Below are 23937 nucleotides of genomic sequence, written 5' to 3' on the forward strand. Positions count from 1 at the left end.
GTGTTATCCGTTCAGGACTGGCTGTTATTCATAGTAACTAAAACTGTCTTTTTACTTAAAACAAGCTAAAATAGTCGCTTTTCGGCACTTTTCCCGGGCTTTATTGTTGCTATGCGTCTTACCCATATCAAGCTTTCCGGCTTTAAATCCTTTGTTGATCCCACCACGATTGCGGTACCGGGCAGACTGGTAGCGGTAATCGGACCAAACGGCTGCGGCAAAAGCAATGTGATTGATGCTGTGCGCTGGGTTCTGGGAGAAGCTTCCGCCCGGCAGTTGCGCGGCGAAAGCATGCAGGACGTGATTTTTAATGGTGCCAATACCCGCCGCCCGGCACCGCGTGCCAGTGTCGAACTGGTATTTGACAATAGTGACGGCCAGCTTCAGGGAGCATGGGGACAATATGCCGAAGTGGCGATAAAACGCCAGCTGACCCGCCAGGGCGATTCTACTTATTTCATTAATAATCAGGTTGTGCGCCGCCGTGATATTACCGATTTGTTTCTCGGTACTGGCGTCGGTGCCCGCGGTTACGCCGTTATTGAGCAGGGAATGATTTCCCGCATCATTGAAGCACGGCCGGAAGAGCTGCGTGCCCATATCGAAGAAGCCGCCGGCGTGTCTAAATACAAAGAACGCCGCCGTGAAACCGAAAATCGTCTTGCCGATACCCGTGAACATTTACAGCGACTGGCCGATTTACAAAGCGAGCTGGATCGTCAGGTAGAAAAACTCCGGCGACAGGCAAATACCGCACAGCGCTATCAGGAGCTGAAAACTCAGATAGCCGATAAACAGAATTTATTTGATTACAGCCAGTGGCAGCAGGCTCTGCATCAGGCAGACAGTGCCACAGCACTTTACCAGCAGCATGGCAATGCACAGGAATCGCTGAAGCAGCAACTGGAAACACTGGAACAGCAATTACAGAAGCTGCGCGAACAGGAACAGCAACAGCAACAGCGAGTACGCGAAGCTGAAATGCAGCGTGCCGGCCTGCGCGAACAATGGGCACGGCTAGAAGAACAGATTCGCCACCGGCGCGACTGGCAGCAGCGTATTGCCCGTGAACAGACTCAGGCACAAACTGAGTTGCAACGTCTGCACAATGAAAATATTCAGCAACAGCAACAGCTGGAATCGGCTAGTTCAGAGCTGGAAGAACAGCAATTACAGCGTGAAGAATGGGCTTTACAGGCCGCGGAACATGAAGCGCGCATGCCGGAACTGGAAGAACTGGCTCATCAGGGCGAGCGCACCCGTCAGAACCAGCAAAATGAGCTGGCACGTCTGGAACGTGAACTGGCCATCAGACAGCAACAGCACCAGCATGCGACAGCGGCCATTGCTCAATTGCAGCAGCGCCGGCAGCGTCTGGAAGAAGAGCTGACGCAACTGGCCTTACCGCAAAACGGAGAGCTGGAAACCGCCCGTGAGACAGCAGCAGAGCTGGAACAGATTGTAACTACGCTGGAAGAGAACCTGCTGCAATATGAACAGCAGCGTGAAAGCGCACGGGAAGCACTGCTTCTGGCTCAGCAACAATACCGGCAGCTGGAAAAACAGCAGCTTACCCTTAACGCGCAGGTAGAAGCGTTAGCAGCCATGCTTCCACAAGCTGAGCGCAGCAGTACAGAAAACGAAACCGACAGTAATATTCCTTTATTGTGGCAACATTTGCAGGTTGCCAAAAAATGGCAGCATGCGACAACCGTTGTCCTCGGACACAGACTACAGGCACAGTATACCGAACAGCTGCAACCTGGAGATACTCTGCCAGAACGCACAACCGTCTGGGTCAATCAGACGGCTGAAATCAACCAGCAAAAATGGGCAACAAATGCCCTTTTACAGCATATAGAAGTTCAGGCTCCATTTTCCGAAGCCATACAATACTGGCTCGGACAGGTATTTTGTGCAGAAACACTGGAAGAGGCTTTGCTCAAACAGGCTGATTTACAGACACAACAACTTATTATTACTCCTGAAGGCCACTGCATAGATGCCATCAGTGTGACATTGTATGCTGAAGATAATGGTACCAGTCTGCTGCAACAGCAGCAGCAATTGCGCGAACAGCAACAGGCACTGCTTACACTGGAACAACCTTTGCAGCAGGCTGTAGAAACCATGCAGCTGGCACAGCGCAACCTTGAGAATACGGAAGAACGGCTGAATCAGTGTCAGCAACAGCTTAAACAGCAGCAACAGCGCTGGCAGACAGCCTCTGCTCAGGCTACTGAGTTACTGGCACGCACCAGTCAGGGGCAATTGCGGCAGGAACATATTCAGCAGGAAAGCGCACAAATCATCAGTGAGCTGGCGCAACAGCAGCATGTGCAGCAACAAACGCAGGCTGATACTGAAAATCTTACACTCGCGGTAGAACAATTGCGTCCGCAATTACAAAATCATACTGCCAGCCAGCAAAACCAGCAGCAAACTTTGAAACAGAGCCAGCTGGCATTGCTGGAAGCGCGACGACAGCAGGGTTTGGTAGAAATGGCTATAGTACGCCTGCAACAGCGGATTCAGACTGCCACACAGGAACAGCAGCGTATTGCACGCGAAACGGAACGCTGGCAGGAACGTCAGAGCGAGCTTGCACTCGGGATTGCCGAGCAGGAAATGGAAGACGAACAAACCCTGCAAACCGAAGAACTGAATACCCAAATCGATGCAGCTACTGAACAGTGTACAACTGCACAGCAAGTGCTTGAACAGCTCCAGCAGCAATTACAGCACATACAGCAACAGCAGCACAATCTCAACAGCCAGCTTCCGCAGTTACAGGCCGATACTCAGACTGCCTTGTTGCAGCAACAGGAAGCCTTGCTGAATGCCAGACGTTTTCACGAAACTCTGCAACAGAATCAGGCTGATCTGGAGACATTAGCCGAACTGTTTAATCAGTCACAGCAGGCTGTACCGGAATTAAATCAGGAAATTGCGGCACTGGCACAGAAAATCAATGCACTGGGTGCGGTTAATCTGGCAGCATTACAGGAGCTGGAAGAAGCACATGAGCGCGCTGAGTATTATCAGACACAAACAGCAGATGTACAGGCGGCTATTGCGTTACTGGAAGAAGCCATCAGTACAATTGATGAAGAAACCAAAACCCGCTTTAAAACTACTTTTGATGCGGTAAACGAAAAAGTACAAAGCTACTTTCCTACCTTATTTGGTGGTGGTGAGGCCAGACTGGATATGGTCGGCGATGATTTACTCAGCGCAGGCGTATCCATTATGGCGCGTCCGCCGGGCAAGAAAAACAGCACTATTCATCTGCTTTCCGGCGGAGAAAAAGCCTTAACTGCCATGAGTCTGGTCTTTGCCCTGTTCAGCCTTAATCCCGCTCCGTTCTGTCTGCTGGATGAAGTAGATGCTCCACTGGATGATGCCAATACCAGCCGTTTTTGCAATCTGGTTCAGCAAATGTCGACACAGACTCAGTTCGTGTATATCTCCCATAACCGTCTAACAATGGAAATGGCTGAGCAGCTGGTAGGGGTAACCATGCAGGAAAAAGGTGTTTCGCGTATTGTTGAAGTCAATATCCGCCAGGCGCTGGATATGGCTGAAGCTTAAGTGCGCAGATAACAGAATGGCACTAACCGCACAATACAGCTTCTGCTTTTTCAACTCATGCTTGCTGAATCATTCCTGATAATCAGCTTTTTTTAATTTATAATTCTCTGCAACAGACCATTACAAGCAATACCTATGCTACTGAATTTTTTATACCAAATCTTATGGCAGATAGCACCACCCTTTTTACGCAGATATTTACGCCGGCGTGCTGCGCTGGCACCGGCATATGCGCTTAACTGGTCTGAACGTTTCGGCAAACCTTATCCCGATCCGGTAAAACACGGCATCTGGGTTCATGTGGTTTCTGTTGGTGAAACACGCGCTTCATTACAATTTATCCGTGCGCTGCAAAAGCATTTTCCACATAAACCGTTATTGATGACGCAGACCACACCTACCGGTCGTGCCACGGTACAGCATTTTTTTCCTGAAGCACAATGCCGTTATCTGCCCTATGATAAAAAATCCTGGGTTAAACAATTTATCCGGGATCACCAGCCTGTATTCGGCGTATTAATGGAAACAGAAATCTGGCCGAATCTGATTAATGTCTGCGTCGACAATCAGATTCCGCTGTTTATGGCTAATGCGCGCTTATCCGAAAAGTCTCTGCATGGTTATCTGAGAGTACGCTCACTGGTTGCACCGGCACTGGCCACGTTAACCGGCTGTTACGCCCAGACTGAGGCGGATGCTCAGCGGCTTAAACAAATCGGTGCTGCCAATATTCAGGTCTGTGGTAATACCAAATATGATATTACTCCGCCGGCAGAAATGGCTGAACTGGCGCAAACATTCAGACAGCGTATTGGCAACAGGCCGGTAGTTGTGTGCAGCAGTACCCGCTTTTACCACGGCACAGACGAAGCTCAGTTACTGCTTGATGCATGGGCAAAACAAAAAACCGGTAATATCCTGCTGATTATCGTTCCGCGTCATACTGAGCGCTTTGAGCCAACTTACGAATATGCCGAAAAACTGAATTTTATTACCCAAAAACGCAGTGATAACCAGAATATCGCCGAACAGACTCAGGTCTGGATAGGTGATAGTATCGGCGAACTGTTTGCCTACTATGAATGTGCCGATATTGCCTTTGTAGGCGGAAGTCTGGTCGACAGCGGCTGCCATAATATTATCGAACCGATTGTGTGCAAACTCCCTACTCTGTTTGGTCCTTCTACCTATAACTTTGCCGATGCCGCGCCCAAAGCAATTGCCGCCGGCGCAGCCAGGCAAATTCAGTCTGCAGAAGACTGGGCAGCAACAACCCTGGCTTTGCTGGATGATTCACAGCAAAGAAAGCAGATGTCTGCCAGTGCGCAAGCCTTTATCCGGCAGCATCAGGGAGCAAGTGAACGCATGGCACTATATATACATGACATAATTAAAAAATAACATCTAATCAAGATATATATTTTAAAACAAATAATTAACCAATAAAATAAAGGAATTTTTATATCATTTTATTACTAAATTTTTCTAAAATGAAAATTTGGTATATATATTGCTAGAATTTAAATACTTTTATACATTTAATAAAATGATTTTATCATGCAATATAAATATAAATCTTGGGCACACATTCAAAAAGGGTTTACTTTAATTGAGTTGATGGTTGTAATAGCTATTATTGGTATTCTAGCAGCTATAGCAGTTCCGCAATACCAGAATAATGTCGCTAAAACCCAGCTAACCCGAGCTTATTATGAACTTAAAGCTTCTACTACAGCCATAGATACTATCATAGCAATGGGTAATGTACCAACCATGGACAGATCTCAGAATGGTAGACCTGTTAACGGATCCGGAAAAATTTATGAATTTATTGGTATAGACACGAATAATATCGATTCTAATATTATGTCTAGCGTGGACATTACTTCAGAAAGCGATAAAGTAACGGGTTTGCGTGCAATATTAGGTAATCATGTTGCACCGGCAATTAATGGAACGGTTATTACTTTAGAACGGTCAGAAGGTGGCACATGGACCTGCCAGATTAAACCTCAAGAAACTGAAAATTTATCTAAATATGCAATTAGCAATTGCAATATCATTACTAACTGATTTTTTTTTGATAATTTAAACTAAGTCTATAGGTAGTTATTTAAATTCAGAATATAATTAAGCTAATATAAAATATATTATCTGGATATATTTTATATTATTAATAATGACTGCCTTAAATTTTTTACTGTTTTGAGAATCTAGTTGGTTGATCCTGCGAATAAAAATTCGCATAGGGAATAGACTTTTTTATCTGCATTTTGGTATCTTTATAATTTATAATACCATCCGCCTGTGGCAATGATATAACCGACATCGTCATGCCATATCAATACTGTATTTTGCAGCTAATGAACATTGTGATGGCAGCAATACCATGATTACAGGCAGTCATAACCCGCCTGACTATTATGGTTTTAAAATGGATACCAGACGGAACTAACTCCGGCTGATGATAACTCAGGTTTTACGTAAAATTATTTAATCCGGTGAAGTTACCGCTAAAGCTGAATATGCCGGTAGTGTCGTTACATGACTGACTTTTCTGAATATATTTTTATATAAACTCATCAGATTCAGCCACAGCAAACAATGATATAGATGCTTGAAATTAAGTTGCAGGTGCTTACGCCGGTGATTTATATCGTACTCTTGGCTGCGAAATACAGGAATTATTTTGTGGATAGATGGTAATTTTCCCCATCATTAGCCTGACTTCGCTAAAACAGTTAATAATTTGCAGGTTTTAATTCAGTCACTTCTAATCAATGATGTAAAAATCGGGCTGATCTTTGGTAAAAACCGTGTGCGTCTAGAAATTAAAATTATTTGAAACAATAATTTAAATATTTTTAAACTTGAAAATCTGATTATTTAATCAACCATATCTTTTATAAGCAGCAATTTTATTAACAACTGTGCTATACAACATAAAATAAATACTTATTTATCATAAAAAATTAATTCTATTAAATTTATAAATTAAAAAGGACGGTAAACCGTCCTTTTTATTAAATTATTAAAAATAATTTATTATTAAGGTGTAGTACCACCACCAGCAGCAACAGGGCAAGAAGAAGGTGCATATTTCTTGTCTACGGTAGTTCCACAAGTCCAAGTTCCGTTTTCATCACGTGACCAAGTCAGTGTTTTACCTGCTAATGTAGTTGCGGCATTATTACCGAATTTAGCTTCAATTGTTGCTTTTCCATTATCTTTTGTTATAGTAACTTTAGGGACACCAGTACCTTTTGCTGGCGCCTTATCACCAGCATTCGCCGTATCTCCGTCTATCAGATTAGAACCAGTAGCACCCAGTTGGCATTTACCAGCGTCTTCACCCAATTCTGTGCGTCCGTCCAGAATACAGGTTTCTACAGTAGTTTTCAAAGCACCTGCTTCAGCCATTACACGAGTTACCTGTGAACGTGCAATGTAGTTCTGATACTGAGGTACAGCAATTGCTGCCAGAATACCGATAATCGCGATTACGATCATCAGCTCAATCAGGGTAAAACCTTTTTGTAATGATTTCATTATTAGCTCCTGAGTAAGAGTTAAAACAACTAAACAACTTCAATTAATTTCTATCAGCGACGGATAACAATAATTCAATAAATATTGCATCTGCTGACTTCAATTAGGTATAAGCATATTCCGTGCCAGTTTTGAGATATCCTGGAATAAACTAAATATAAATTAAACGAATATTGTATTAACCATACTCAGACATTAAATATTAAGCCACCTGTAAAATTATAATCAATTGATTATTAATAATATTTAAAGTTATAAATAAAAAGATTTAATAAAAATTTCCTGATATTTCCAACTCATTAATTACCCTCTTATCTCATAACAATTATCGATATATTTTATAGTTACAGGTTTAATAATTTGATTTATCAAAGATAATACTTCAGCATATATGCCCGTACAGCTGCAAGCATAGCCATCTGGCTGATTAAATTTCCTGTCCCGCCTTCAGCATTAATATAATCAATCTGCTGCCGGGCAGCCCATACTGACAATGAGCCATCATCATGGACATCCTGATTATTCTGTAAAACCACATTGAAATTCCGGGCGGACAGAAAATCAAACGCCTGCCGGCTGGTCACATAGAAAAAATCATGAGGATCTTTATCAGGGCTGACCGCGACCTGACTCATAGCCTGCGCCATTGAACCGCCAGGTACATAGTTTCGTATAGATAATCCTCCCGGATGATTGTTATGCAGAGCAACAATTAATTTAGCATGAATCAGATACTGATCCAGAAAACCGCGAACTTCCTGACCTAACTCTTCCCTTGCACCGGCACAGTTACCCTGCCGGCATTTTAGTGCATTGTTTCGTCCATGATCCGTAAAAATTCTATTCGGATCAAAGTGATAGCTTACTTCTGCTGTCTGTATACTGATTTCACGGCTGCCATCATGGCGAAAGTCCACTAAACATCCCTGCTTAATCTGGTTTAAAGTCAATAATGCAGCCTGCCGTGCAGTTTCTTCATTATCATGTACATGCACCCAGACAATATCTGGCCATGGATTACCGGCACAGGTTTGAGTAACCGGCAATATCTTTGCTTGCCCGGTAATATTAAAGGTATCTGAAACAGAATCTTCGGCATATACAGGCAACCCGATTACAATTAATAACAATAGAAAGAAATATTGATAAATATAAAAAGTTATTTTTTGCATCATACTGATTATTTGCTGTTTTAATTTCATTTTTTGTATACTTTAAATGAGTATTTCAATAAATAAAAGCTTAACGGAATTGCTTACGTTGCAGTATCACCAGCTTGAAATATACAATTTCTTAATTTAAAAATTAACTTTAAATCAATTATTTACATTGTAAATATACATATATCGCTTTTTACTTAATTAATTTTTAGCAAATGTGTCAAATTTTGTCACATTAAACTGAATTATGTAAGTATAGATAATAATTATACCGATTAAGTATGAATTTGTATTTTTTGTTTAATCAGTATGGTTTTAGTTGAAAATAATAATAGTATTCATTATTATTCGCGGTTTTATCAATTTTTCTCTTTTCGTAGCTCAATAGTATGCCTGATCACCCTTTTCCTTCTTTTAAACTGGCATTGATTCCGTTCATTCTTTTTACCGGCAGTACTGTTTATGCTCAGGATAATTCAGCAAAGCTGGACGATATTTACGTCACCGCCGAACAACAGGTTAAACAGTCTCTCGGCGTTTCTAAACTTGATAGTCAGGATATTGAACGCAAAACACCGGTCAATGATATTTCTGAGCTGGTGCGTACAATGCCCGGTGTCAATCTGACTGGTAATACTGCTTCCGGTCAGCATGGCAATAAACGCCAGATTGATATTCGCGGAATGGGTCCGGAAAATACCTTAATACTGATTGACGGCCGGCCGGTTACTTCGCGTAACAGTGCACGCATGAGCTGGCGCGGTGAGCGTGACACCATTGGCGACAGCAACTGGGTACCGGCAGCAGAAATTCAATCAATTGAAGTTATTCGTGGACCGGCTGCCGCACGCTATGGTTCTGGTGCAGCTGGCGGTGTAGTGAACATTGTGACAAAAAAAGTCAGTAATGAGTTTCACGGTTCTATCAATGCGTTTATGAATTTGCCGGCAGATAAAGAAGAAGGCGATACACATCGTATCGGCTTTGATTTGTCCGGTCCGGTTATTAAAGATGTACTCGGCTTTCGGATATATGGCAATCTGAATAGTACTGATGCAGATTCACCATTCATTAATCAGCGTTCGAATGATAAAGGCAGCAAATCGCTGGCTGCCGGACAGGAAGGTCTGATTAATAAAGATATTGGCGGACGGCTGGCATGGCGCCTTTCTCCGGCACAAACTCTGACACTGGATACTACCTACAGCCGGCAGGGCAATCGTTATAACGGTGATGGTCCCAATAATGTACAGACTGATTACACCCAAAGTTTATATGGTAAGGAAACCCGCCGAGTATACCGCCAGAGTTTTGCACTGACTCATGAAGGTATATGGGACTGGGGCGACAGCAAGCTGGTAGCACAATACGATAAAACTACCAACAGCCACTGCTCTGAAGCGCTGTCAGGTGGTCCTGAAGGCTTGTGTCAGGATTTGGGCAGCAAAGATATTACTTATAAAGACAGTACACTGACAACAAAACGTCTGACGGGTGAAATAAACTTTCCGTTTACATTAGGTTTGTCCCACGTGCTGACTATGGGTGCAGAATATCAGCACGATAAACTGGATGATCCGGATGGTCTGCGCCGTATACCTCTTCCCGGGGCAGTTTATCCGGCTCCGGCTAACCACAAACCGTCACTAAGCAGCTGGGCCGGCTATGTGGAAGACAATATCAGCCTGACCGACTATTTAAAACTTATACCAATGCTGCGCTATGATCACAATAATAAAACGGGTGGTAATGTCAGCCCCGGTGTTAATCTGTCATGGCAGCTTCATCCGAACTGGCTGATTAAAGGCGGAATAGCACGTGCCTACAAAGTTCCGAATCTGTACCAGAGTACAGACAGTTATATGCTGTACAGCAAAGGCAATGGTTGTGCCACCTCTTCCGGAAGCGGCCGTGGCTGTTATCTGATAGGTAACAGTAATCTCAAACCAGAAACCAGTATTAATAAAGAATTGGGTTTTGAATTTAATAAAAATGGTTATCTGGCTTCTCTGGCTTATTTCCGCAATGATTACAAAAATAAGATTGAAGCTGGCCGGCAGATTATATTCACAGATAGTACTGATACGAATTCACACTCAGGCGGATATGATTATTTTCAATGGACCAATACCCGCAAAGCGCTGGTAGAAGGACTGGAAGGCAATTTAACCCTGCCGTTTTCAAGCAAATGGAAATGGGTAAACAATTTTACTTATATGTTTAATTCCAAAAATAAGGAAACCGGCAATCCTTTATCTGTCATCCCTAAATATACGATTAATTCGTCTCTGGCCTGGAATCCTGCTGAAAAATGGGACACATTACTTACCTATACTTACTATGGTCGCCAGAAACCGCGTACAGTACCGGTAAATCCTGTTGAGGCAGGTATCGGTAACGGAGGAAAAGGAACTACCGGTTTGAGCGGAGAAGAAATCGGCAGTTATGGTATCTGGGGTATTTCCGCCGGCTACGCTGTAAATAAAAATATTAATATCAGAGCCGGAATGTCAAATATATTCAATAAACGTATCTACGCCTCTACACTGCGCGGCACTGCATATACATACAATGAACGCGGCAGAGCAGTATGGGGCAGTATGAAAGTTTCTTTCTGATGCTTTCTGCAAACAGGCTGCCATTCAGGCAGCCTGTTTTTTTACAAGCAAATTATTTTTCACCGTGACTTATCCATCAATTTCAGTTACTATCATAAATAGTAATGATTATTGTTTACACATAATGAGCAACTTTATTAAGTAACCAAACATAGGTTATTCAATCTGACTGTACTTTAACCAAACCACCTGATCCGGCAATATTTTTAACTGGTATTCGATTAATTTTACCATGCAGAAACAAAATCTTACCGCACACCCGTCCTGTTGTCTCCATATATTCTGTAACACCAATCAACTGACGGAAAGATTAAATATGCGCCAGATTATTATTTTTCTTTTATTGTTTTTTACGGCATTAATCTTGCACAACACAGCCAAAGCTCAGCCTAATCTGAATGAACCAGCTAATTTTGCTGCATTAAAGCAATCAGACAGCGGCTATCTGTTTAATACGCTTGCGTTTACTTCTACAGATGGACAGCGTCATTACCGGGTTTATATAGCAGCTCCCGACCGTAAAGTTCCTGCAGGGGGTTTTCCTGCTTTCTATATTCTGGACGGAAATGCTGCACTGGATTTTCTTGCGCCGGAAAATATGCGGGTACTGTCCGCACAGCCTCAGCCTCCGGTGCTGGTACTGATTGGCTATGCCACAGATAAACGCTTTGATGCGCAGGCACGGGCCTACGATTACACCATTGCGCCGGACAATGACAATACCGATCCTCTTGATTCAACCAGAATAAACGGCGGGGCTGATATATTTCTGGATTTAATTCAGAATGAAATTATGCCGGCAGTAAATCAACAGGTTCGGATTAATCCCAATGCACAAACTCTGTGGGGGCATTCATACGGCGGGCTGATGGTTATGCATACTTTATTTACTCAGCCTAATCTTTTTCAGCACTATATTGCTGCCGATCCGTCCGTCTGGTTACACGGCGATCTGTTACAGCAGGAAGCTGAAACCATGCTTAAACGTCAGGTGGCTTTTTCTGGCAGCAGTCTGTGGGTTTTAAGCAGCAAACTCAAAGCCGGTAAATTACCGAAAAATCCTCAGGCGGCAGCACGTATCCGCATACGCAATGAGCATACAGCCAAATATGCCGGTCTGATTAACAAACTCATTAACGAATTAGAGCAAAAAACTGATTTAACTATCAGATATGAGCATTATCCGCAGGAAAATCATGGTAGCCTGTTTGGCAAAAGTCTGCAGCAGGCATTATTTTATCCAGTAATCAGGCAATAAAATGAATAAACGTTCACCACATCAGGCTTATCTGACACGTGTTCAAGATATTATCGATCTAAGCCCAAATTTACGCCGGCTGGTTTTGCATAGTCCGGAGCTGACCGATTATCCGCATCAGTACAATGGTGCCCATATCAAAATATTTCTGGCACCGGATGGTCAGATAACACCACAATTACCCCAGTTTTCCGGTCATGGTTTTAACTGGGCTGAGCCGGATAATAAACCGATTGTGCGTACCTATACCATTCGCAATTATGATGCACAGTCGTGTACGGTAAGTATTGATTTTGTCAAACACGGAGACACTGGACCCGCTTCATCTTTTGCCGAGCATGCTCAGGCTGGAGATATTCTTGGAATCTCTTCTCCCGGCGGGCCGAATCCAATGCTGAAAACAGCGTCACGCTATTTATTTGTCGGTGATATTACAGCTCTTCCGGCAATTGAATCTCTGCTGGCAGATATTGCCGCTGATGCGAGCGGTGACGTTGTGCTGTTATTACCGCAGGCAGAAGATCTGCCAGCATCACTCCCGTTACCAGAAAAAATGCATCTGCATACCTTTTTTGGTAATTTGAGCCAGATTCCTGCTGTAGTAGAGCATATAAGCAGTTTTGCCCCGTTGAATGATGATGACTTTGCCTGGGTTGCTGGTGAAGCAGCACTGGTTAAACCACTGCGTGAATTGCTGCGTACACAATGGCAATTACCGCCTCAGCGCCATTATGCCGTCCCCTACTGGCGTCAGGGAGAAAATGAAGAAAGTTATCATGAAGCGCGACACAGATTTATTGATAAATAGACACCTGCTCAAGAAAATTAACTTTAGCCTTGCTCAGGCGGTATAATTAATGCAAACGATAATGATAGGAAATACTATAAAATGATTAAATCTTGCTGGAAACCTCTTGCTTTGTCTGTTTTAACTTTGTCTCTGCTTTCTGCCTGTGGCGAAAAAACCAATGAGAATCACACTGCCAGTAATGCTTCGTCTGCTGATTCAGCTGTCGCAACTGATGTAAACGGATCAACAGTGACAATAAATACTGCCCGCGGAGAAATAACCGTACCGGAGAATCCGTCTAAAGTTGTGGTATTTGATATGGCTACACTGGATGATTTACAGGCATTGAAAGTGCCGGTTATCGGTGCCCCGAAAAAAGTGCTGGTACCGTATCTGCAGCAAACTCTGGAAACGGTAAACAATACCGGTACTTTATTTGAACCGGATATGGAAGCACTTAATGCGCTGAAACCACAGCTTATTATTATCGCTGGTCGTACTGCTCCGAAATATGATGAACTCGCTGCCCTTGCTCCCACTATCGATATGTCTGACAGCGGACAGGATTTAATTGGCGATGGCATGAAAATGCTTGATAGCTACGGTAAGCTGTTTAAGAAAGAAGCTGAAGCGAAAAAATTGCATGATGATATTCAGAATCTGCTTAATGAAACCCAGCAGGCAGCCAAAGGCAAAGGCACTGGTCTGATTCTGATGGTTAATGCCGGCAAACTTTCAGCATTTGGTTCTTCCTCTCGCTTTGGCTGGATTCATACTCAGGTTGGTGTACCGGCTGCAGATACCAGCATTCCGGCTTCTCCGCATGGTCAGTCTGTCTCTTTCGAATACGTACAGAAAATCAATCCGGACTGGTTATTCGTTATTGACCGTACTGCTGCCATCGGCGAAGAAGGTAAAACTGCTCAAGCTGTACTGAATAATGATCTGGTACGTCAGTCTAAAGCATGGAAAGAAGGTCACGTTATTTATCTGAGCAGCGCATCTTATCTGGCCGCAGGCGGTGTACAGCAAATGAAAACTGATCTGACCAATATTAAAGCGGCAATGTCACACTAAGCCGGAGTTTTATTCACGATAATCAGGTTTCGCTATGCTGCATAAATATGCAGTATTAGCGTAAACCTGTTGTCTGTATTTTTTCTGTCATATGCTTCGTTCCTCTCAGATTAATGCAATCAATTTTTTGCTGTTACCTATTTTACTGATTATCAGCATTAGTATTGGTGCAGCTTCTTTTCATTGGGGTGATCTGTTTATCAGTAGTGATACCCGTTCTTTGCTTTTGTATAGCCGTCTACCCCGTTCTCTGGCGATTATTCTCACTGGAGCCACACTGGCCGTAGCGGGTATGGTGTTACAGATAGTATTGCGCAATCGTTTTCTGGAACCGAGTATGGTTGGTGCTACCCAAAGTGCAGCACTTGGGGTATTACTGGTCTCCATCTGGTTGCCGCAGGCCAGTCAGCTGACCAAAATGAGCTGCGCCAGTCTGGCTGCTTTGCTGGGGATGACGTTGTTTTTATTTTTATTTCGGCGTCTACCTGCACACCGGCAACTAATGATTCCGCTAATCGGCATAATTTATGGCAGTATTATTGAAGCACTGGTGAATTTTATCGGCGTGGAAACCAATACCCTGCAATTGCTGGCGGTGTGGTTTGCCGGTGATTTTTCTGCAGTACTCGCCGGACGCTACGAATTGCTGTGGATTACCGGCCTAATGACATTAGTTATTTATTTTCTGGCTGACCGGCTTACCATTGCCGGACTGGGACAGAATATCAGTACCAGCCTCGGTATCAACTATGCACAAATGATGTGGATTTCCCTGATTACCGTAGCCATGATTACTGCCATTGTCGTGGTAACAGTCGGACAGATTCCTTTTATCGGGCTGGTAGTGCCTAATATTATTTCCCGGCTGGCAGGTGACCGTTTACGTCAGAATCTGCCCGCAGTTGCACTCCTGGGTGCCAACGCTCTGCTGATCTGTGACATTATCGGCCGCACTATCGACCCGCCTTATGAAATACCGGTGTCTCTGATTTTCGGTATCGTCGGAACCGTGATTTTCCTGTATTTGCTGTTTAGAAAGCCTTCTGTACATGCAGTTTAATTCCACTATGCCGTCACATCGCTCCGGTGCACGTTTTTTCGGTGTGCTCGGTATTCTGTTAATTATTGCCAGTATTCTGTTTATGACATATGGCGTTAAAGGAAGCTGGGATTTTGTACTGCAGCTGCGCGGTAAAAAGCTGCTGATGCTGCTTACTGTTGCCTACGCAGTTGGTGTATCCACTTTACTTTTCCAGACTCTGACCCATAACCCTATTCTTACACCGGGATTACTTGGCTACGATTCGCTTTATCTGTTGCTGCAAACCATTACTTTGTTTGTATTCGGTGCAGTAGGATTCACCAGTATGAGTGTGCTGAGTAAATTTGTTATCGAAGCACCAATAATGATGGTTGCCTCGCTCCTGCTGTTTCGCACTTTAACCCGGAACAGTAACGGTGACTTGGCCCGACTGATACTTACCGGTATGATTTTCGGAGTCATGTTTCGCAGTTTCAATAGTCTGCTGCAACGCCTGATTGACCCTACTCTGTTTACGGTTGCTCAAACCAGCTATTTTGCCCAGTTTACCTCCGTGAATATCACCATGTTGATTATCGGCATGAGTATCATGCTGTTCAGTACAGTCTGGATCTGGCGGATGCGCTATCAGCTCGATGTTCTTATGCTCGGACGTAATGCCTCTATTGCACTGGGTATTAACTATGTACGGCTGAGCCACAGCATTTTGTTATGGATTGCTCTGCTGGTTTCGGTCTCCACTGCACTGGTCGGTCCGGTCAGTTTTTTCGGTTTACTGATATGTGCACTGGTTAATACCTGCGCCCCCGATATGAAACATCAACTGCGGCTGCCGGCAGCATTTCTGGTTGCGGCACTGGTACTGGTCAGCGGCCAGCTGATATTTGAGCAGCTGCTTGGGATGCAGGGCGTACTGAGTGCCGTTATTGAATTTTGCGGCGGCATTGTGTTTCTGTGGCTGGTATTAAAACGCAAACGCTAAGCTGTAACAGTAGCTTTTTTATCATCACCATTTTTTGCACCGATTTAACCTGACAGCATTATGATTACCATAAAAAATGTTAACCACCACATCAACGGTACACCCATTCTCCGCGATATTAATCTTGATATTCCGGATAAAAGCATTACTGCGCTGATTGGGCCCAATGGTGCAGGTAAATCTACATTGTTCTCTCTGATTGCCCGTCTGCAACCTTTACAGGAAGGCAATATCCATATTGATGAACTTGAAGTCAGCCACAGCAAATCAACTGCTATAGCCAAAAAACTGGCTATATTGTCGCAAGAGAACAACATACAGAGCCGTATTACCGTACGTGACTTATTACTGTTTGGCCGCTATCCGCATAATCAAGGACGCATCACAGCAGAAGACCAGCAAATTGTTGATCAGGCTTTACAGCGCTTTGAGCTGGAACCATTGCAACAGCGTTATCTTAGTGCACTTTCCGGCGGACAGCGCCAGCGCGCACTGGTAGCCATGACTTTCTGCCAGCAAACCAAACATGTTATTCTTGATGAACCGCTTAACAATCTGGATATGTATCATGCACGTGAGCTGATGCGTTTATTACACCAGCTTACCGGCGAACAGGGTCTGGCTACCATTATGGTGGTTCACGACATCAACATGGCAGCAGCCTATGCTGACCATATTGTTGCTCTTAAAGACGGGCAGATTGTTATGCAAGGTACACCAGAAGATATTATTACTGTAGACCATATTCAAACCATATTTAATCTGGATACAGAAGTTGTCAGCCATAAAGGGAAACCTCTTGTTATCCATCACTTCTAGCAGGCTATATTATGCAAAACAATAATACCCCTAGTTCACGCAAAATGACGGGGCTGATTACTGCCATGATTGCTTTGTTTGTCGTACTGGCTGCATGGTTTATCTGGTTGTTTTTGGGAGATGATGCTGCCGTACGGATGTCAATGGCACGGATTATGCTCATTTTTATGGGGCTGGTGTGTACTTTTCTGTTTGGCGTATTTATTATGATTGGCGCGAAAATCTGGCGCCGGCAACACCCGCATCACTAGAAACGCATAGATTCAAGGCCAAAAGCCAAACTGAAAGTTATGCTAATCCGCATAACTTAGTACCAGCGTGTTTATTAAAATAATTTTTCTGCTGCTTTCCAGCTCAGACTTAATAATTATTCCGCATAGCAATTAAAAAATCTGTATTCTTATTATCTGGTTATTCATTTAAATCTTTGTTTATCTGATTCTGAGATATAAATCTGCCATGGAATGCCTGTAAAAAAGCAGTTTTGGCAGATTTGGTATAATACACATACTACTAATTTTCCGGCAATCTCTGTGCCATGTATGTATACGAACTTAACCAAATTCTGAGTAAAGACCGCTATTACCTGTATCGAGCCTGTAAAAATCCTGCCCGTTTCGGTGGCGAGGAAAAAGTAAACAGCCGTTACCAGCGCTCTCATCAGACTTATCTGCAACGTCTGGCCGGACTGCCTGTACCCGAATATGATAACACTTTGCCCGTGCATGAAAGACGCGAAGAAATCAAGCAGGCAATCAGTCAGCATCAGGTCGTTATCGTTTGTGGTGAAACCGGTTCCGGTAAAACCACCCAGTTACCGAAAATCTGTCTTGAGCTTGGCCGTGGTGTAGCCGGACTGATCGGTCACACTCAGCCAAGGCGGCTGGCCGCACGCTCAGTAGCTGAACGAATTGCTGAAGAACTGCATAGCCGGATCGGACAGCATGTTGGCTATAAAGTGCGTTTCAATGATAAAACCGCGCCGGAAAGCTACATCAAGCTGATGACTGACGGCATTTTGCTGGCAGAAAGCCAGACCGACCGCTTTCTCAGTGCTTACGATACCATCATCATTGATGAAGCGCATGAACGCAGCCTGAACATTGATTTCCTGCTTGGTTATCTCAAACAACTGCTGCCACGGCGCCCGGACCTGAAAGTCATCATTACCTCAGCTACGATTGATGCCGAACGTTTTAGTAAACATTTCACACAAAACGGTGTAGCAGCACCGGTGATTGAAGTATCCGGACGTACCTATCCGGTAGAAGTACGTTACCGTCCGCTGCACACCACAGATGCAGACGAAGCTGAAATAGAAATCAATGATGCCATCGTCGATGCCGCAGATGAGCTGGCACGAGAAGGTGAAGGTGATATCCTGATTTTTCTGCCGGGTGAAAGAGAAATTCGCGAAGCAGCACATGCATTACAGCAATCACCTTTGCGTCGCAATGATGAGATTCTGCCTCTATTTGCACGCCTGTCAGCAGCCGAACAGCATAAAATCTTTCATCCCAATGGTCGTCAGCGGCGTATCGTACTGGCTACCAATGTTGCCGAAACCTCACTCACCGTACCCGGTATCCGCTATGTTATCGATACCGGACTGGCACGGGTAAAGCGCTATTCAGCCCGGGCTAAAGTCGAACAACTGCATATCGAACCTATCAGTCAGGCTGCGGCTCATCAGCGCGCCGGCCGTTGCGGTCGCGTTGCCGCCGGTATCTGTATACGCCTCTACAGCGAGCAGGATTTTAATCAGCGCCCTGCCTTTACAGATCCGGAAATTATCCGCAGTAATCTGGCGGCTGTAATCCTGCGCATGATCAGCCTGAAACTCGGCGATGTTAATGCATTCCCCTTTCTCGAAGCACCTGACCAGCGCTATATCAATGACGGCTATCAGGTATTGCTCGAACTGGGCGCAGTAAATGAACATAATCAGCTAAGCAAACTTGGTGAGCAAATGGCACGTCTGCCGGTAGACCCGCGTATCAGCCGCATGCTGCTGGCAGGGAAACGCTTGCAGTGCGTAGCCGAAATGCTGGTTATCGTGGCTGCGCTCTCGATTCAGGATCCGCGCGAACGACCACTGGAAGCTCGCGAAGCTGCTGCCAAAGCACATGAACGTTTTAACGATAAGCAGTCGGATTTTCTCGCCTATCTGAATATCTGGGATTCTTATCAGCGCGAACGTGACAAAGGGTTATCCAATCGTCAGATGGTGCAGTGGTGTCATCAATATTTCCTTTCTCATCTGCGTATGCGCGAATGGCGCGAGCTACATCACCAGCTGACACAAATTGCCATAGATATGGAACTTACCGATAAGGCGGGTGCTTACCGGCAATTACCGGACAATCATCCCCAGCCAGCCATAACTGACAATAGTGATCAGGATTTATCCGCAAAACTCAAACAGCAGCAAATCGTCCGCCGGCAGCAGCGTCAGCAACGGCAACAGGTAAAAGAAGCCAGCTACGAACAAATTCACCGAGCTCTGCTGACCGGACTAATAGCCAATGTCGGACTGAAAAGCCCCGAAGGCCACGACTATACCGGTGCGCGAGGAATTCATTTTCACCTTTTTCCGGCATCCGCTCTGTTTAAAAGTAAGCCTAAATGGATTATTGCTGCTGAGCTAACCGAAACCTCACGACTATATGCCCGTGATGTCGGCAAGATTGAACCGGAATGGATTGAAAGCGAAGTACCTCATCTTCTGCGCTATCATTATTTTGAACCCCACTGGGAACAGAAACGCGGTGAAGTGGTGGCCAGTGAACGCATTACTCTTTATGGTCTCACTGTTTTGCCCCGCCGCCCGGTCGCCTATGGGCGCATCAATGCCAAAGAAGCACGCGAAATCTTTATTCGCAGTGCACTGGTAGCGCAGGAATGCGATCTTAAAGCAGCTTTTTTCCGGCATAACCATCAACTGATCGAAGAAATCACCGAACTGGAGCATAAATCACGCCGGCAAGATGTACTGGTAGATGAAGAAGCTCTGTTCAGTTTCTACGACCAGCGTCTGCCGGCAAATATAGAAAACAAAGGCCGTATTCTGCCGCTGGCCGATATCCGTACCTTTGAAATGTGGCGTAAACAGGCTGAGGCAGAAAATCCGAAACTATTGTATCTGAGCCGTGACGACCTGATGCAACATGCAGCCAGTAATGTTACTGAAAGCCAGTTTCCGGAATATCTTGATACTAAAGATGGTCGCTGTGCGCTCAGCTACCGTTTCGAACCCCATCATCCGTTTGACGGTGTCACTATAGCTGTGCCTCTGCCACTGCTTAACCGCATCAATGCATCCAGACTGGAATGGCTGGTTCCCGGCATGATTCGAGAAAAGCTGCAGTTACTGATAAAAGCTTTACCCAAACAAATTCGCCGTATCTGCGTGCCTGTTCCTGATTTCATCACTACATTTCTCAGCAGTCATCCTGATAACAATGCGCCTTTACTGCCTCAGCTGGCACATGCCATAGCCCGTCAGGCCGGAGACATGCGTCTGCTTAACCAGATAGACGTCGAACACTGGCAAACCCAGCAACTGCCGGCACATTGTTATTTCAATATTCAGGTGATTGATGACAGCGGCACAGAACTGGCCAGCGGTCGTGATATTATCAGCCTGCAACAACAGCTCGGACAGGCGGCTGCAGTTACTTTCCGTGACAACAGCAATGAGTTTGAGCGAGATAACATTACCAGCTGGGATATAGGTAAACTACCGGAAAGCATCAAATTTGCCCGAGCTCAGCAACAGCTTACCGGCTATCTCGGCCTGCAACTGCAAAAAAACGGCAGTATTTCCCTTAGGCTGTTTGATACAGCGGCGGCTGCCGAACAGGCACACCGCAGCGGCGTACTTGCTCTGATGAGTCTGCAACTGAAAGAACAGGTTAAAGACCTGAATAAAGGTCTGCCCGACTTCACTCAAATCGCCATGCTGCTTAAACACCTGGGTACTGATACTTTGCGTGAAGACCTGACTCATGCCGTTCTGGATCGGGCGTTGATAGGTGAAGATGAACTTCCGCGTGATGAAAAAGCTTTTAAAGAACAGATAAAACGTGCCCGCAGCCGTTTACCGGCAGTTAAAGAAGCTGTTAATCAATATGCCCTACAAACAGCGCAGGCTTATACTGAAGTCAGCAGCCATCTGGGTAAACACCCGTTAACCCCGCTTCTGCGTGAGCATCTGAACAGTCTGGTTTATCCGGGTTTTGCCAGTGCTACACCATGGCAGCAGTGGCCGCGTCTGCCGATTTATCTGCAAGCCATGCTCAGGCGTATGGATAAATACGGCAGTAATCCGGCACGTGATAATGCACGGGAAAATGACATTCAGGAACTTACTGATACCTGGCAAAAAAAAGTACAGCAATACCGGCAACAAAATCAGCCGGTACCTGCTACCATTGCCGAATTCCGGTGGATGCTGGAAGAACTGCGCGTTTCTCTTTTTGCCCAGGAGCTAAAAACACCCTATCCGGTTTCAGCAAAACGTCTGAGCAAAGAATGGGATAAACGCACTGCTATTGTATAAACGTACTCAAAAAACAGCTCTGTTCAGAAAAACAGAGCTGTTATCCGGTTCCAACGGCAGTTATATGTCACAGATTTCTATTTCTCTTTTTCTGCTAACTCCTGGAAATCTTTATCAATATAACCGGGTAAACGAAATCTCACTTCAGCCGGGGGCAGCTCAATACCCATTTTCTGCGCCAGTAACTGCCCGTCAATATATTTATTCTCACAAACCGGTATTTTCAATTCACCGAGAAAAACCATCAGCTGTTCATAAGTCTGAAAACAGAGGGCACACCAGTATTCACTATCGGTCACCCTTTGTCTGAGCTGTGCTGGCATTTTTTTAACCTGTTGAAATTCTTCTTTCAACGCTCTCATCTGTCCTATAGCATCTGTATCCGCATGGTGGTTAGCATGCACCGAAAACGAAACCGGTTTAGATTTATTATGCTGCCCCTCTTTGCTCAAATCATGTTGTACAGATACTTTGACTTTTATTGTATTATCTTTTTCCATTAGCACATTCCCAGCGATAAATTTCCAACTCACATAGCGGAAAATACTCCAGAATTTTGCGGTAATCCTCCGGATAAAGCTCTTTAACAGGTAATAAAAAACGTAAATCCAGACTATCAAAAGAGCAGCCAAACACCCTGTAATCACTTCCCAGCCTGATGTTATGCTGCTTAAAACAGCGGAGCAAATCCCCTTTTTTCCAGTCCCATACCGGATAATACTGACACTGACTTTTCACAATCGATCCGTGTCTCTGCATACTCAGGCGCTGTTTGGAACTGTGTTCCACTCTGGTACCATTCGCTACCGGTGTGTTATGCGGTAAATTAAATTTTCTGCACATCATCCGGCGGATATCGGTAAAATCAAAATCCTCTAATTTTGCCTTATCAATCACAGCTACATTAGCCGGAGGCTGAAAAACATGTGCCCTGAGCATCTGATACAGTGCAGGATGCGGCAAACGGGTAATTGTGAAATCAAACTGACGCTCATACAAATCGAGCTGTTCTTCTACAAATTCCAGCTCGGGTACAAGATACAAATAATAGGGATAAATCTCTGTAAAGCTATCTCTGATTGCCAGATAAGCAGCAACAGCATTTTTGCCCGTACTAAACGCCAGAATACTTTGGCTGTAATCACGGGCCACTTTCTGAATCGTTCTGGTTCCAGACAAAATAGCCATATGCAAAATTCCACAAAACCAACGATGTTTAATTCAAACAGTATAACTATTTTAAATATAAATGCCTAATCTGTCATAATTTAATCATAACCCCCAATTAACAACAAAATAGTCATACATGCACTGAAACGGGAATACATATTGTTATAAACCGCATTTAGTAGTTTTTATAACCAATAAACAACAATCTGTAGCAATCAGGATATACAGTATTTCAGCTAAAATTATTTTACTTCTCAAAATTCATTATGAACTCGTATCGACGTCTGCTTGGTTACTGGATCATCAAGTCATACAAATAAAATCACATCTATATTTATTAATACATTACTAATTTTATTAATTCTATTTCACATAGTCAGTTACAAAAATAGGATAAGAAAAAATTATTTTAAACATATCAAAGCTATATTTAATTTACAGGTTAAATAAAGAAAATATTTGTAGACAAAAATTAATTTGATTGTTACCATTAACACCTGAATATCTAAGCTATTTATTTCCCTGACCCAGCCATTTTATCTATAAGCTTCTCTCCTACATTCGGCTTATAAATTTTAATGGCGGGTTCTTTTTTTATAACTACAACACTTATAATTTGAACTGAGCATTCGTCTTGACTATCAGATCAGCCTGTCTTTTTTATAAACAGAAAGTTGTTGTACCGCAAACAAAGTGTTTTAAAACAGACTCTCTGTCGTTTTTTGCACATTTAGTCATAGAAACTTGTTATTTGCCTGTTTAATATATGTATTACAATTTTCGAAACAGGCATTAAATTCATCTTTACTGGCAAAATCCTTGCTGTCTAAATATATTAAACGTTTATATGGTCTGAAAGAATTTTTTCTTTTTAAATACAAATAGATTCTATTGTGAAATTTAATGACTGAATAAAAATTCTGCCACTCAAAGCATGTCTTATTTCCTTTTTTTTCTTTAGTCAGACACTCTGAAGTAATTTCTATAATATATTTGCCAAATCCTCTTGCCTTTTCAAATTCATCCTTAATTTTATATATCAGATAGAAAAGAGAGGCAATATTCAGGATTATCAGAGGATTTGTTATTCTATTTATATATAAATTATAAGCATCAATTCCGATTACTATAATCAATACTTGAAGTATTTTAAAGACTTTAGTTTTTATTTTAATAATCATATGATCGATCCGGTAAAAAATAAATCTATATATACTATTTCTCTACGAAAAAGATAGACTTTCTCACAATGCCTGTTTTTTCTTTTTTAGCAATTACATTATACACTTATTCATTAACTTAACATTGTTAATAAAATAT

17 protein-coding genes and 1 pseudogene are annotated in these 23937 nt (G+C 43.6%); 13 read left to right on the forward strand and 5 right to left on the reverse strand.

Going from position 1 to position 23937, the window contains the following annotated elements; translation table 11 throughout:
- Positions 1 to 111 precede the first annotated feature (111 nt).
- From smc to GY065_RS08335, 4 genes and pseudogenes are all read left to right on the forward strand, one after another.
- Positions 112 to 3591 (forward strand): chromosome segregation protein SMC, encoded by a 3480-nt coding sequence (smc, locus tag GY065_RS08320; protein WP_174833766.1) that lies wholly within the window; start codon positions 112 to 114, stop codon positions 3589 to 3591.
- 135 nt (positions 3592 to 3726) lie between these two features.
- Entirely contained in the window at positions 3727 to 4992 is a 1266-nt protein-coding gene (gene waaA / locus GY065_RS08325; RefSeq protein WP_174833767.1) for a lipid IV(A) 3-deoxy-D-manno-octulosonic acid transferase, read from the forward strand.
- 156 nt (positions 4993 to 5148) lie between these two features.
- Entirely contained in the window at positions 5149 to 5664 is a 516-nt protein-coding gene (locus tag GY065_RS13270; RefSeq protein WP_174833768.1) for a prepilin-type N-terminal cleavage/methylation domain-containing protein, read from the forward strand.
- 262 nt (positions 5665 to 5926) lie between these two features.
- A pseudogene (locus GY065_RS08335) lies at positions 5927 to 6028 on the forward strand (hypothetical protein); the annotation flags it as partial.
- A gap of 611 nt (positions 6029 to 6639) precedes the next feature.
- Here the strand turns inward: GY065_RS08335 and GY065_RS08340 are convergent.
- Both GY065_RS08340 and GY065_RS08345 read right to left on the reverse strand, forming a co-directional pair.
- Complete coding sequence (locus tag GY065_RS08340; RefSeq protein WP_174833769.1) at positions 6640 to 7140, reverse strand: pilin; 501 nt, start codon at positions 7138 to 7140, stop codon at positions 6640 to 6642.
- A 368-nt stretch (positions 7141 to 7508) separates the two neighbouring features.
- Positions 7509 to 8315, reverse strand: coding sequence for a hypothetical protein (locus tag GY065_RS08345; protein ID WP_174833770.1), 807 nt, complete (start codon positions 8313 to 8315; stop codon positions 7509 to 7511).
- 374 nt (positions 8316 to 8689) lie between these two features.
- On the opposite strand from GY065_RS08345, the gene GY065_RS08350 reads away from it, so the two are divergent.
- The 9 genes from GY065_RS08350 to hrpA all read left to right on the forward strand — a co-directional run bounded on the left by GY065_RS08350 (position 8690) and on the right by hrpA (position 21447).
- Positions 8690 to 10918, forward strand: a complete 2229-nt coding sequence (locus GY065_RS08350; RefSeq protein WP_174833771.1) for a FepA family TonB-dependent siderophore receptor — start codon at positions 8690 to 8692, stop codon at positions 10916 to 10918.
- Between the two features lie 316 nt (positions 10919 to 11234).
- Complete coding sequence (locus GY065_RS08355) at positions 11235 to 12176, forward strand: alpha/beta hydrolase (protein WP_174833772.1); 942 nt, start codon at positions 11235 to 11237, stop codon at positions 12174 to 12176.
- A gap of 1 nt (position 12177) precedes the next feature.
- The gene (locus GY065_RS08360) at positions 12178 to 12984 is read left to right on the forward strand and encodes a siderophore-interacting protein (RefSeq protein ID WP_174833773.1); all 807 of its coding nucleotides are present in this window, start codon (positions 12178 to 12180) and stop codon (positions 12982 to 12984) included.
- Positions 12985 to 13065: 81 nt separating this feature from the next.
- On the forward strand, positions 13066 to 14043 hold the full coding sequence (locus GY065_RS08365) for a siderophore ABC transporter substrate-binding protein (RefSeq protein WP_202984076.1): 978 nt from the start codon (positions 13066 to 13068) through the stop codon (positions 14041 to 14043).
- A 91-nt stretch (positions 14044 to 14134) separates the two neighbouring features.
- Positions 14135 to 15103 carry an ABC transporter permease gene (locus GY065_RS08370; protein ID WP_100116765.1) on the forward strand — a complete coding sequence of 323 codons (969 nt, stop codon included), beginning with the start codon at positions 14135 to 14137 and terminating at the stop codon, positions 15101 to 15103.
- Positions 15104 to 15110: 7 nt separating this feature from the next.
- Entirely contained in the window at positions 15111 to 16067 is a 957-nt protein-coding gene (locus tag GY065_RS08375) for an iron chelate uptake ABC transporter family permease subunit (protein ID WP_084562550.1), read from the forward strand.
- 60 nt (positions 16068 to 16127) lie between these two features.
- On the forward strand, positions 16128 to 16886 hold the full coding sequence (locus GY065_RS08380) for an ABC transporter ATP-binding protein (protein WP_174833774.1): 759 nt from the start codon (positions 16128 to 16130) through the stop codon (positions 16884 to 16886).
- Between the two features lie 11 nt (positions 16887 to 16897).
- Positions 16898 to 17137: a hypothetical protein gene (locus tag GY065_RS08385; RefSeq protein ID WP_096765593.1), complete on the forward strand. Its 240-nt coding sequence runs from the start codon at positions 16898 to 16900 to the stop codon at positions 17135 to 17137.
- A 287-nt stretch (positions 17138 to 17424) separates the two neighbouring features.
- Entirely contained in the window at positions 17425 to 21447 is a 4023-nt protein-coding gene (hrpA, locus tag GY065_RS08390; protein WP_174833775.1) for an ATP-dependent RNA helicase HrpA, read from the forward strand.
- A 77-nt stretch (positions 21448 to 21524) separates the two neighbouring features.
- Here the strand turns inward: hrpA and GY065_RS08395 are convergent, their stop codons facing one another.
- From GY065_RS08395 to GY065_RS08405, 3 genes are all read right to left on the reverse strand, one after another.
- Positions 21525 to 21947: a hypothetical protein gene (locus GY065_RS08395; protein WP_174833776.1), complete on the reverse strand. Its 423-nt coding sequence runs from the start codon at positions 21945 to 21947 to the stop codon at positions 21525 to 21527.
- On the reverse strand, positions 21934 to 22635 hold the full coding sequence (locus tag GY065_RS08400; RefSeq protein ID WP_174833777.1) for a phosphoadenosine phosphosulfate reductase: 702 nt from the start codon (positions 22633 to 22635) through the stop codon (positions 21934 to 21936). The genes GY065_RS08395 and GY065_RS08400 overlap by 14 nt, the downstream gene beginning before the upstream one ends.
- A 716-nt stretch (positions 22636 to 23351) precedes the next feature.
- Entirely contained in the window at positions 23352 to 23798 is a 447-nt protein-coding gene (locus GY065_RS08405) for a hypothetical protein (protein ID WP_174833778.1), read from the reverse strand.
- Between the last annotated feature and the right edge of the window lie 139 nt (positions 23799 to 23937).

Origin of the sequence: Snodgrassella sp. ESL0323 (genome assembly GCF_013346865.1) — a bacterium.
GTDB classification, from domain to species: domain Bacteria; phylum Pseudomonadota; class Gammaproteobacteria; order Burkholderiales; family Neisseriaceae; genus Snodgrassella; species Snodgrassella alvi.

Coding starts and splice junctions, on each gene's coding strand:
- GY065_RS08365 (WP_202984076.1), top strand. CDS start 13,066: ATGATTAAATCTTGCTGGAAACCTCTTGCTTTGTCTGTTTTAACTTTG.
- GY065_RS08380 (WP_174833774.1), top strand. CDS start 16,128: ATGATTACCATAAAAAATGTTAACCACCACATCAACGGTACACCCATT.
- GY065_RS08340 (WP_174833769.1), bottom strand. CDS start 7,140: ATGAAATCATTACAAAAAGGTTTTACCCTGATTGAGCTGATGATCGTA.
- GY065_RS08360 (WP_174833773.1), top strand. CDS start 12,178: ATGAATAAACGTTCACCACATCAGGCTTATCTGACACGTGTTCAAGAT.
- GY065_RS08345 (WP_174833770.1), bottom strand. CDS start 8,315: ATGATGCAAAAAATAACTTTTTATATTTATCAATATTTCTTTCTATTG.
- GY065_RS08385 (WP_096765593.1), top strand. CDS start 16,898: ATGCAAAACAATAATACCCCTAGTTCACGCAAAATGACGGGGCTGATT.
- GY065_RS08355 (WP_174833772.1), top strand. CDS start 11,235: ATGCGCCAGATTATTATTTTTCTTTTATTGTTTTTTACGGCATTAATC.
- GY065_RS08400 (WP_174833777.1), bottom strand. CDS start 22,635: ATGGCTATTTTGTCTGGAACCAGAACGATTCAGAAAGTGGCCCGTGAT.
- GY065_RS08370 (WP_100116765.1), top strand. CDS start 14,135: ATGCTTCGTTCCTCTCAGATTAATGCAATCAATTTTTTGCTGTTACCT.
- GY065_RS08395 (WP_174833776.1), bottom strand. CDS start 21,947: ATGGAAAAAGATAATACAATAAAAGTCAAAGTATCTGTACAACATGAT.
- waaA (WP_174833767.1), top strand. CDS start 3,727: ATGCTACTGAATTTTTTATACCAAATCTTATGGCAGATAGCACCACCC.
- smc (WP_174833766.1), top strand. CDS start 112: ATGCGTCTTACCCATATCAAGCTTTCCGGCTTTAAATCCTTTGTTGAT.
- GY065_RS13270 (WP_174833768.1), top strand. CDS start 5,149: ATGCAATATAAATATAAATCTTGGGCACACATTCAAAAAGGGTTTACT.
- GY065_RS08405 (WP_174833778.1), bottom strand. CDS start 23,798: ATGATTATTAAAATAAAAACTAAAGTCTTTAAAATACTTCAAGTATTG.
- GY065_RS08375 (WP_084562550.1), top strand. CDS start 15,111: ATGCCGTCACATCGCTCCGGTGCACGTTTTTTCGGTGTGCTCGGTATT.
- hrpA (WP_174833775.1), top strand. CDS start 17,425: ATGTATGTATACGAACTTAACCAAATTCTGAGTAAAGACCGCTATTAC.
- GY065_RS08350 (WP_174833771.1), top strand. CDS start 8,690: ATGCCTGATCACCCTTTTCCTTCTTTTAAACTGGCATTGATTCCGTTC.